Consider the following 9,546-nt stretch of genomic DNA (forward strand, 5'->3'; position numbering starts at 1 on the left):
CGGCGGCGCTGCCGCTGACCGCGCTGACCGCCTGGGAGCTGCTGTTCGACCGGCTGCAGGTGGCGCGCGACCAGCCCGGCACGTTGCTGGTCATCGGCGGTGCCGGCGGTGTCGGCTCGGTGCTGGTGCAGCTGGCGCGCAAGCTGACGCGGCTGACCGTGGTCGCCACCGCGTCACGGCCGGAAAGCCGCGACTGGTGCCTGCGGCTCGGCGCGCATCATGTCGTCGACCATGGCGGTTCGCTGGCGACGGCCTGGTCTGCAGCGCGGACGCAGGATGGCCAGGGCCTGGCGGCGCCCGCATACGTGGCCTGCCTGACCCACACCGACCGGCACTGGGCCGATGTCGCCGCGCTGGTGGCGCCGCAGGGGAAGGTGGCGCTGATCGACGATCCGGAGGCCATCGACATCCGCCTGCTCAAGCGCAAGAGCGTGTCGCTGCACTGGGAGTTCATGTTCACCCGCAGCCTGTTCGCCACCGACGACATGATCGCGCAGCACCGCATCCTCACCGAGGTCGCCAACCTGGTGGATGACGGCGTGCTGTCCACCACGCTGGCTGGCGTGGCCGGGCGCATCACCGCAGAGGATCTGCGTCAGGCGCATGCCCGCCTGGAGAGCGGCAGCAGCATCGGCAAGCTGGTGCTGGAGGGGTTCTGAGCGCAGGGCCAGACAGTGGCGAGGTGGCCTGAGGCACCCCGGCGGGCTGCGCTCAGTCGGCGTCGGCCCGCAGCGCCCGCTGCTTCTCGATGATGCGGCCGAAGAACAGGCCGAGCTCGAACAGCAGCCACATCGGGATGGCCAGCATGGCCATGGACAGGGCGTCCGGCGGGGTCAGGAACATGGCCACGAAGAAGCAGCCGACGATGATGTAGCGGCGCTTGTCGGCCAGCGAGGCGCTGTTGACCACCCCGGCCACGATCAGCACCAGCACGGCGACCGGTATCTCGAAGGTGAAGCCGAAGACGAGGAAGAGCTTGAGCGCGAAATCCAGGTACAGGTTGATGTCGGTCATGATCGCCACGCCTTCCGGGCCGACCCTGGTGAAGAAGCCGAGGATGGCCGGCAGCGTGATGAAGTAGGCGAAGGCCACGCCGGCGTAGAACAGCACCACGCTGGACAGCACCAGCGGAATGGCGATGCGGCGCTCGTGCCGGTACAGCGCCGGCGCGATGAAGCCCCAGATCTGCACCAGGATGTAGGGAATGCAGATGAACAGGGCAGCGAAGAAGGTGAGCTTGAACGGCGCCATGAACGGCGAGGTGACATCGGTCGCGATCATGGTGCTGCCGGGCGGCAGCAGCGCGCGCAGCGGCGCCGACAGCCAGGCGTAGATGTCGTTGGCGAAGTAGGCCAGGCTGAAGAACAGCAGGATGACGGCGCCGAGCACGCGCATCAGGCGCGTGCGCAGCTCGACCAGGTGGCCGACCAGCGGCATGTCGGTGGGGGCGGGCCCGGGCGGCGGCAGCAAGGGGTCTGTCATGACTTCTCGGCGGGTGTGTCGGCGCTGTCGGGGGCAGTGCCCGCCGGCACCACGGCTGGGGCGGATGTGCCGGTGCCTGTTGCGGCGTGCGCGGCATCCGTGTCCTGCGGTATCGGTGCATCGGCCGGTATCGCCGCGGGTGTGCCGGCGGTATCGGTTGGCGCCGGCGCCGTGCGCGTGTCATCCAGCGCCGAGCGGATGTCGCTGTCGATCTTCTGCAGCTCCTGATTCAGCGCCTGCAGGCCTGCGGCGGCCTTGGCCTTTTCCATTTCCTTGCGGATGCGCTCGCGCATTTCGGCGGCGGCGACTTCGCTTTCGATGTCGGCCTGCACGCTGACCAGCAGGCGACGGATGCGGCCGATCCAGGCGCCGGCCATGCGCGCGGCATGGGGCAGCTTCTCGGGGCCGAGCACCACCAGCGCGATCACCGCGAGCAGCAGCAGTTCGCTGAAGCCGACATCAAACATGTTGCGTTTTCCGGATCACTGGCCCTGGCGCGGTTCGCTGTGCTGCTGCTGGGCAGCCGGCTGCGCGGGCGGGGTCTGCTGCTGGGTCAGCTGGGCGGGCGGCTGCTGGGATTGCTGTGCCTGCGGCGCGGCGGCATCGTCCTCGCCCTTCATGGATTCCTTGAAGCCCTTGATGGCGCCGCCCAGGTCCTTGCCCAGGTTCTTCAGCTTGGAAGTGCCGAACACCAGCACCACGATGACCAGCAGCAGCAGGATGTGCGGCAGCGAAATTCCGGACAGCATGTTTCAGTCTCCTCCGCCCCCGGGGCGGTCAAGTCTCAGTCGGCCTGTCCGCGCGAGGCCTTCTCTTCCAGGCCGGACAGGTTGAAGCGGCGTGCCAGTTCTTGCAGCACCTGGTCCGGGTGCGCATTCAACTGGCTGAGCATGACCAACGTGTGAAACCAGAGGTCGGCGGTTTCATAAACCAGGTCGTCGACATTGCCGCTGCGTTCGGCATCCTTGGCGGCGAGCAGGGTCTCGGTGCATTCCTCGCCGACCTTCTCGAGGATCTTGTTCAGGCCCTTGTGGTACAGGCTGGCCACATAGGAGCTTTCCGGGGAGGCCTGCTTGCGCTCGGCCAGCACGGCGGCGAGTTCGCGGAGCACGTCGGTCATGATGCGTAGATCTCGTCGGGGTGCTTGTGCACGGCATCGACGGTGATCCACTCGCCGTTCTCGAAGCGCCGGTAGAAGCAGGATTCGCGGCCGGTGTGGCAGGCAATGCCGCCGAGCTGCTCGACCTGCAGGATGACGACATCGCCGTCGCAGTCCAGGCGCAGCTCCTTGAGCAGCTGCACGTGGCCGGACTCCTCGCCCTTGCGCCAGAGCCGGCTGCGCGAGCGCGACCAGTAGATGCCGCGCTGCTCGGTCACGGTCAGCGACAGCGCCTCGCGGTTCATCCAGGCGACCATGAGCACGCGGCCGGTCAGGTGGTCCTGCGCGATCGCCGGCACCAGGCCGCTGGCGTCCCAGCGCACTTCATCAAGCCAAGACATGGCGTTTCCCGTGTGTCACTTGCATAGGCCGGAGAGCATACCGGAAGCGCCGGCCAGCGTCATTTCGCCAGCAGGCGCCAGACCAGGCTGACCGCGACCAGCGCGATGCCGGCAGGCACGGCGGCCGGGCTCGCCGCCACCGCGGCCAGTCCCAGCGGGGCGGCCAGCAGCAGGCCGGCACCGGCAAGCAGCCCGGTCCAGGCCAGGAAATCGTGGCGGCGGCTGGCGGCGAGCTGGCGCTGCATCTGCTTCAGTTCGGCGAGCTGGCGGCTCTGCCACTGGCCGTTCTGGCGCATCTGGGTGAGCGCGTCGAACACCAGCTGCGGCAGGTCGGGCAGGCCGGCGATCAGCAGCGGCGTGTCTTCGGTGATGCGCCGGAGCAGGGCCTTGGGGCCGATGCGGTCGTTCAGCCACTGCTTCAGCAGCGGTTTCGCCAGGCTCCAGATGTCCAGCTGCGGATACAGCTCGCGGCCCAGGCCCTCGACATGGATCAGCGTCTTCAGCAGCAGCACGAACTGCGGCGGGATCTGCAGCTCGTGGGTGCGCGCGAGGTCGAGCAGGCCGGCGAGGATGGGCGCCAGGTTGACCTGGTCGATGGGCTTGGTCAGCACCGGTTCGACCAGTCGCCGCACCTCGCGCGCGATCAGGTCCAGCGGCGCGCCGGCCGGGATCCAGCCGGCCTGGGCGGCGATGCGCACGAGCTGGGTGAAATCGCGCTGGATCAGGCTGAGCAGGATCTGCGCGATGGTGAGCTGGTCATCGGTGGGCAGCGAGCCGACGATGGCGCAGTCGAGCCCGATGAAGCGCGGGTCGGCGGGGTTGCCGGTCTCCACGTAGACATTGCCGGGGTGCATGTCGGCGTGGAAGAAGTTGTCGCGGAAGACCTGCGTGAAGAAGATCGTCAGGCCCTTGTTGGCCAGCTTCTCGCGGTCTATGCCCAGGCGCGCGAAAGTGGCGTGGTCGTTGATCGGCACGCCCTCGATGCGCTCGGCGATCATGACCTCGCGGCTGTCGTTGGCGTCATGAACCTCGGGCACGTAGAACAGCGGCGAATTGGCGAAGTTGATGCGCAGCTGGCGGGTGTTGTCGGCCTCGCGCGCCAGGTCGGTCTCGTCGAGCAGGGTGCGCTCGTAGTCGCTGACGATGCGCTGCAGCGGCAGCACGCGCATCTGCAGGCGCTCCTCGGCCAGGCGAGCGACATCCTTGAGCAGGGCCATGTCGGTGCGGATGCGCTCGGCCACGCCGGGGCGCAGCACCTTGACGACGACCTCGCGGCCGTCGAGCAGGGCGGCGGTGTGTACCTGGGCGATGGAAGCGGCGGCCAGCGGCTGGTCGTCGAAGCGGGCGAAGTGCTGCGCCAGCGGCACGCCCAGCTCGCGCTCGACGATGGCCTTGGCCTCGGCGACCGGGAACGGCGCCACGTTCTCCTGCAGGTGCTCCAGTTCGTCGAGCACGGCCGGGTCGAGCAAGTCGCGGCGGGTCGACAGCAGCTGGCCGAGCTTGATGAACAGCGGCCCCAGTTCCTCGAAGGCGCGGCGCACGCGGTCCGGGCGGGTGGCGTTGTCGCCGGCCAGCCACCAGGCCGGGTGCAGGCGGATGGCCAGCAGCGCCAGGCGCGCGGCGGCGCCCGGCGGCGGTGGCAGCAGGGTGTCGAGGCGGTAGCGGGCGAAGACGGTCCAGAGCTGGAGCAGTCGCGGCCAGTGGCGGATCATGGGGTTTCCTTGCGGCTGTGGGGGTTGCCGGCGGTGGCCGGCGCGAGCCGGTCGATGCGTTGCTGCAGGCGTTGCAGACGGGCTTCGACACGTTCGACATCGGCGCGCAGGTCGCGGCTGTCCTCGATGAATTCCTCGACTTCCCACTTCACCGGCAGCAGCTCGCGCTCCTCCTGCAGGTACTCCGTGCTGTTCTGCAGGAAGGTGCGCGCGGCCTTGCGGGCGAAGCCGAACAGACCGCGCACCTGCTGGCCGAGCTGGTGGCTGGGGCCGTCGCCGAACAGCATGGCCAGCGGCTCTTCCCAGTCGATGTCGAGCTGCTTGGCGATGCCATGCAGCTGCTCGATGAGCTGGACCTGCCCGTGCACGCGCAGCGGCCCGCCGATCAGCTGCGGCTGCTGCGCCAGCGCGAGCTTGAGCAGCGCCGTGCTGTGCGCCTCGATGGTGGCGTGCGGACGCTGGTCGGATTCGGCGAGCAGGCGCACGCGGTCCTCGCGGATCTGCACCATGACACTCAGGCGCGGCGCCTCGGTCTCGAGGTAGATGCTCTTGCCGGCCAGCGCGCGCAGGCGCTGCTGTGTCGCCGGGTCGTAGCGCAACGCCTGGTTGATCAGCGCTTCGGTGGCACGCAGCGCGAGCACATAGGGCAGCGAGGGCATGGGCTTGCGGTTCTCCTGGGGCTTCCCGGCCAGAGGCTCAGAGCTTGAAGCCGCGGTGCAGGGCGACGATGCCGCCGGTCAGGTTGTGGTAGTCGCAGCGTTCGAAGCCGGCGCGCTCCATCATGCCCTTGAGCGTTTCCTGGTCCGGGTGCATGCGGATGGACTCGGCCAGATAGCGGTAGCTCTCCGAGTCATTGGCGACCAGCTTGCCCATGAGCGGCAGCAGGGTGAACGAATAGGTGTCGTAGATCTTGGACAGCGGTTCCAGCACCGGCTTGGAGAACTCCAGCACCAGCAGGCGTCCGCCCGGCTTCAGCGACTGGTACATGGAGCGCAGCGCGGCGTCCTTGTCGGTGACGTTGCGCAGGCCGAAGGCGATGGTGATGAGGTCGAAGCTGCCCGGCGCGAACGGCAGGCACTCGGCGTTGGCCTGCACGAACTCGATCTGTCCGGCCACGCCGGAGTCGAGCAGCTTGTCGCGGCCGACAGCGAGCATGGACGAGTTGATGTCGGCCAGCACCACGCGACCGGTCGGACCGACTTCGCGGTGGAAGGCACGCGCGAGGTCGCCGGTGCCGCCGGCGATGTCCAGCACCTGCTGGCCCGGGCGCACGCCGGACATCTCGACGGTGAAGCGCTTCCACAGGCGGTGGATGCCGAACGACATGAGGTCGTTCATGATGTCGTACTTGGCGGCGACCGAGTGGAACACCTCGGCGACCTTGCCGGCCTTCTCCTCGGCGCGCACGGTCTGGTAGCCGAAGTGCGTCACGTCATCGCCGAGCCCGTGGTCACGGGCACCCGCAGTGGCCGCCGGGCCGGCGGCACGGGCCGGCTGCGCGGCCGGCGCCACGGCTTCGCCTCGGGCGAGGGGGCCGTTGGCGGGGGGCAGGTCGGGGCGCTGGCTCATGTCGTGGTCTCGTGTGCGAATTCGAAGGGATATTCGTGTCCCTGCGCGAGATTGTCGAGGATACGCGCTTCCCGGCCGATGAACAGGTCCAGGAAGTCGGCCACCGACTTCATCGGCTTCATGACCGCGAAGCCGCGGGCCATGAAGTCGTAGAGACCGCCGAGGCCGGCCATGCGGGCGGGGCGGGCGGCCATCTTGAAGGTGGCGGTGATCAGGCGCGAGCGCACGTAGCGGTCCAGGCCCAGGCCCAGCTCGCGCAGCAGGTGCATCTGCTCGTGGCGCTCTTCGTAGTGGCCGCAGCGGCGGTAGGCGGCGGCCATGTCGGCGTCGTCGGGGGTGGTGATGCCGCGCGCCAGCAGGTCGCGCGCGACTTCCTCGTCGAGCTCGCCGGTGAGCGCGTTGGCCTCGACGGCGGTGGCGGCGGTGCGCATCACCGAGTCGGGCAGCATGCGGGTGGCCACCGGCAGCGCCTTCTCGATCTCGCGCGCCAGCTCGTCCAGGTCGAGGCCGGTGTAGATCTCGCTCAGGAAGAACTCGGTGATGGGCGCGAAGCGGCCGTCGGCCAGCAGCGCGGCATGGGTGCGGCGCAGGCGGGCGCTCTGCACGGCCTGCACCGACAGCACCTGGCTGGCCAGCTCGCTGTCCTGGTGGCGGGCCCAGGCGCGGTAGCGGGCGATGCCGGCGCGGATGCGCTCTGCGGTGCCGGGGGTTCCGGCATCCGTGGTCGCGGGCGATGTTGCCATGGCGGCCTCCTCGTTGGTGTTGCCGACATCCCTGTCGTGAGCCAGTGCGCTCATCTCTCATACCTCGTGTGCGTCATGCACGGTGTCTTGGCGGCGGTGTCACAGAATGAAACGGCTCAGGTCCTCGTCCTGGACCAGTGCCCCCAGGTGCGTTTCGACATCCTGCGGGGTGATCGGCAGCGTGTCGCCGCCGTGGCGGGCGGCCAGGTCGGCGGCATCGAAGGCGATGCTTTCCAGCAGGCGCTCGAGCACGGTGTGCAGGCGGCGCGCGCCGATGTTCTCGGTGCGTTCGTTGACCTGCCAGGCGATCTCGGCCAGGCGCTTCACGGTCTCTTGCGGGAAGGCGATGTTCAGGCCCTCGGTGGCCAGCAGCGCCTTGTACTGCTCGGTGAGCGAGAAGTTCGGCTCGGTCAGGATGCGCTCGAAGTCGGCCGGGGTCAGCGCTTCCAGCTCGACGCGCACCGGCAGTCGGCCCTGCAGCTCCGGAATCAGGTCCGACGGCTTGGCCAGGTGGAAGGCGCCGGAGCAGATGAACAGGATGTGGTCGGTCTTCACCATGCCGTACTTGGTGTTGACCGTGCAGCCCTCGATCAGCGGCAGCAGGTCGCGCTGCACGCCTTCGCGCGACACGTCGGCGCCCTGGGTCTCGCCGCGGCGGCAGACCTTGTCGATCTCGTCGATGAACACGATGCCCTGCTGCTCGACGGCGTGCAGCGCGCGGGTCTTCAGGTCATCTTCGCTGACCAGCTTGGCGGCTTCCTCGTCGCGGGCGCGCTTGAGCGCCTCGCGGATCTTCAGGCGTTGCGGCTTCTGGCGTCCGCCGCCGAGACCGGAGAACAGCTTCTGCAGCTGTCCGCCCATGTCTTCCATGCCGGGCGGGGTCATCAGCTCGATGTTCGGCGCCACGGCGCTGAGCTCGATCTCGATTTCCTGGTCATCGAGCTCGCCGTTGCGCAGGCGGCGGCGGAACATCTGCCGGGTGGCGTTGTCGCCGGCCGCTGCCGGCGGCGCGCTGGCGGTGTCCCAGGTGCTGCCGCCGCGCGCCGGGCGCAGCAGCACGTCGAGGATGCGGTCCTCGGCGGCTTCGTCGGCGCGGTGGCCGACGCTGGCGACGGCCTGCTCGCGCAGCATCTTCAGCGCCATGTCGGCGAGGTCGCGGATGATGGTCTCGACATCGCGGCCGACATAGCCGACCTCGGTGAACTTGGTGGCCTCGACCTTGATGAACGGGGCGTTGGCCAGGCGCGCCAGGCGGCGCGCGATCTCGGTCTTGCCGACCCCGGTGGGGCCGATCATGAGGATGTTCTTGGGCGTCACTTCGTGGCGCAGGTGCTCGGCCAGCTGCATGCGCCGCCAGCGGTTGCGCAGGGCGAGGGCGACGGCGCGCTTGGCGGCGGCCTGGCCGACGATGTGGCGGTCGAGCTCGTGGACGATCTCGCGCGGGGTCATTTCGCTCATGGCATCACCAGTCCAGTCGTTCCAGCGTGTGGTGGTGGTTGGTGTACACGCAGATGTCACCCGCCACGGTCAGTCCGTACTTGACGATCTCCTCGGCGCCCAGCTCGCTGTGCTCGACCAGCGCGCGCGCGGCGGCCAGCGCGTAGTTGCCGCCGGAACCGATGGCGATGATGCCGTGCTCGGGCTCGAGCACGTCGCCGTTGCCGGTGATGATCAGCGAGGCGCTCCTGTCGGCCACTGCCAGCAGGGCCTCCAGGCGGCGCAGCGTGCGGTCGGTGCGCCAGTCCTTGGCCATTTCCACGGCGGCGCGCACGAGGTGGCCGCCGTGCTTCTCCAGCTTGGCCTCGAAATATTCAAACAGCGTGAAAGCGTCGGCGGTGCCGCCGGCGAAGCCGGCGATGACCTGGTCGCGGTACAGGCGGCGCACCTTGCGGGCATTGCCCTTCATCACGGTGTTGCCGAGCGAGACCTGGCCGTCGCCACCGAGGACGACGCTGTTGCCGCGACGGACGGACAGTATGGTGGTCATGGTTCCACTCCCGGATTGCTGAGGGGGATGGCATCCAGCCCGGCGGCGGCCAGCGTGCGGCGCGCGGCCTCGAGGCTGTCGATGGCGTTGAACGGGCCCGCCAGCACGCGGTGCAGCGCGGTGCCCTGGCCGTCGCTGCCCGCCTGCGTGCGCGCCGGCAGGCCGAGCAGGCCGACCTGGGCGCGGCGGCGATCGGCCTCGGCTGCGCTGCGGAAGGCGCCGACCTGCAGCCAGCGCGGCGCGGCGGCATCGGCGGACGCGCCGGTCGGGGCCGGCGCTGCCTGCGACGAGGCGGTCTGGGTCGGTCGCGGGCGCGGTGCCGGACGGTTTTCCGGTGTGCGTGTCGGCAGCACCTGCTGGTTGGGCAGGATGTCGTAGAACTCGAAGCGTTCCGGCGCCTGCTCCGTGCGTGCGGGCTGGCTGCCCTTGGCCGGCTTGACCGGTTTGTCCTCGGCGAGCGCGGCCGGCACGGCCTCGACCGGCGCGGCCGGCTTGCGGGTGACATGCCAGATCAGCGCGACCAGCACGGCCAGCACCAGCAGGGCGAGAAGCA

Annotated in this window: 10 protein-coding genes and 2 pseudogenes; 1 reads left to right on the forward strand and 11 read right to left on the reverse strand. The window is 69.4% G+C overall.

What is annotated here, in order from left to right; all coding sequences use genetic code 11:
• Positions 1–659, forward strand: a 659-nt coding sequence (locus tag C5O18_RS03350) for a zinc-binding alcohol dehydrogenase family protein (RefSeq protein WP_146089187.1), incomplete at its 5' end; no start/stop codon positions are given.
• Positions 660–711: 52 nt separating this feature from the next.
• Here the strand turns inward: C5O18_RS03350 and tatC are convergent.
• The 11 genes and pseudogenes from tatC to C5O18_RS03410 form a co-directional block, all read right to left on the reverse strand.
• Entirely contained in the window at positions 712–1,482 is a 771-nt protein-coding gene (gene tatC, locus C5O18_RS03355; protein ID WP_105191451.1) for a twin-arginine translocase subunit TatC, read from the reverse strand.
• Positions 1,479–1,949: a Sec-independent protein translocase protein TatB gene (tatB, locus tag C5O18_RS03360; RefSeq protein ID WP_105191453.1), complete on the reverse strand. Its 471-nt coding sequence runs from the start codon at positions 1,947–1,949 to the stop codon at positions 1,479–1,481. Before tatB ends, tatC begins: the two co-directional genes overlap by 4 nt.
• A 15-nt stretch (positions 1,950–1,964) precedes the next feature.
• Complete coding sequence (gene tatA, locus C5O18_RS03365) at positions 1,965–2,231, reverse strand: Sec-independent protein translocase subunit TatA (RefSeq protein ID WP_241146719.1); 267 nt, start codon at positions 2,229–2,231, stop codon at positions 1,965–1,967.
• A 35-nt stretch (positions 2,232–2,266) separates the two neighbouring features.
• Positions 2,267–2,982 (reverse strand): annotated as a pseudogene (gene hisIE, locus C5O18_RS11240) (bifunctional phosphoribosyl-AMP cyclohydrolase/phosphoribosyl-ATP diphosphatase HisIE).
• 59 nt (positions 2,983–3,041) lie between these two features.
• On the reverse strand, positions 3,042–4,694 hold the full coding sequence (locus tag C5O18_RS03380; RefSeq protein WP_105191459.1) for an ABC1 kinase family protein: 1,653 nt from the start codon (positions 4,692–4,694) through the stop codon (positions 3,042–3,044).
• The gene (locus C5O18_RS03385; RefSeq protein ID WP_105191461.1) at positions 4,691–5,353 is read right to left on the reverse strand and encodes a ubiquinone biosynthesis accessory factor UbiJ; all 663 of its coding nucleotides are present in this window, start codon (positions 5,351–5,353) and stop codon (positions 4,691–4,693) included. The genes C5O18_RS03380 and C5O18_RS03385 overlap by 4 nt, the downstream gene beginning before the upstream one ends.
• A gap of 37 nt (positions 5,354–5,390) precedes the next feature.
• Positions 5,391–6,125, reverse strand: a pseudogene (gene ubiE, locus C5O18_RS03390) (bifunctional demethylmenaquinone methyltransferase/2-methoxy-6-polyprenyl-1,4-benzoquinol methylase UbiE); the annotation flags it as partial.
• A gap of 134 nt (positions 6,126–6,259) precedes the next feature.
• On the reverse strand, positions 6,260–7,060 hold the full coding sequence (locus C5O18_RS03395; protein WP_105191465.1) for a DUF8198 family protein: 801 nt from the start codon (positions 7,058–7,060) through the stop codon (positions 6,260–6,262).
• A 45-nt stretch (positions 7,061–7,105) separates the two neighbouring features.
• Positions 7,106–8,464: an ATP-dependent protease ATPase subunit HslU gene (gene hslU, locus C5O18_RS03400; RefSeq protein ID WP_241146720.1), complete on the reverse strand. Its 1,359-nt coding sequence runs from the start codon at positions 8,462–8,464 to the stop codon at positions 7,106–7,108.
• Between the two features lie 4 nt (positions 8,465–8,468).
• Positions 8,469–8,993 (reverse strand): ATP-dependent protease subunit HslV, encoded by a 525-nt coding sequence (gene hslV / locus C5O18_RS03405; protein WP_105191467.1) that lies wholly within the window; start codon positions 8,991–8,993, stop codon positions 8,469–8,471.
• On the reverse strand, positions 8,990–9,546 hold a 557-nt coding region (locus C5O18_RS03410), incomplete at its 5' end, for an SPOR domain-containing protein (RefSeq protein WP_105191469.1). The genes hslV and C5O18_RS03410, both read right to left, overlap by 4 nt.

It is taken from the genome of Amnimonas aquatica (assembly GCF_002943415.1).
Classification (GTDB): Bacteria; Pseudomonadota; Gammaproteobacteria; order Pseudomonadales; family Moraxellaceae; genus Perlucidibaca; species Perlucidibaca aquatica_A.

What these genes read in the sequence shown, in the direction of transcription:
- tatC (WP_105191451.1), bottom strand. Translation starts at nt 1,482, where the DNA reads ATGACAGACCCCTTGCTGCCGCCGCCCGGGCCCGCCCCCACCGACATG.
- tatB (WP_105191453.1), bottom strand. Translation starts at nt 1,949, where the DNA reads ATGTTTGATGTCGGCTTCAGCGAACTGCTGCTGCTCGCGGTGATCGCG.
- tatA (WP_241146719.1), bottom strand. Translation starts at nt 2,231, where the DNA reads ATGCTGTCCGGAATTTCGCTGCCGCACATCCTGCTGCTGCTGGTCATC.
- C5O18_RS03380 (WP_105191459.1), bottom strand. Translation starts at nt 4,694, where the DNA reads ATGATCCGCCACTGGCCGCGACTGCTCCAGCTCTGGACCGTCTTCGCC.
- C5O18_RS03395 (WP_105191465.1), bottom strand. Translation starts at nt 7,060, where the DNA reads ATGAGCGCACTGGCTCACGACAGGGATGTCGGCAACACCAACGAGGAG.
- C5O18_RS03385 (WP_105191461.1), bottom strand. Translation starts at nt 5,353, where the DNA reads ATGCCCTCGCTGCCCTATGTGCTCGCGCTGCGTGCCACCGAAGCGCTG.
- hslU (WP_241146720.1), bottom strand. Translation starts at nt 8,464, where the DNA reads ATGAGCGAAATGACCCCGCGCGAGATCGTCCACGAGCTCGACCGCCAC.
- hslV (WP_105191467.1), bottom strand. Translation starts at nt 8,993, where the DNA reads ATGACCACCATACTGTCCGTCCGTCGCGGCAACAGCGTCGTCCTCGGT.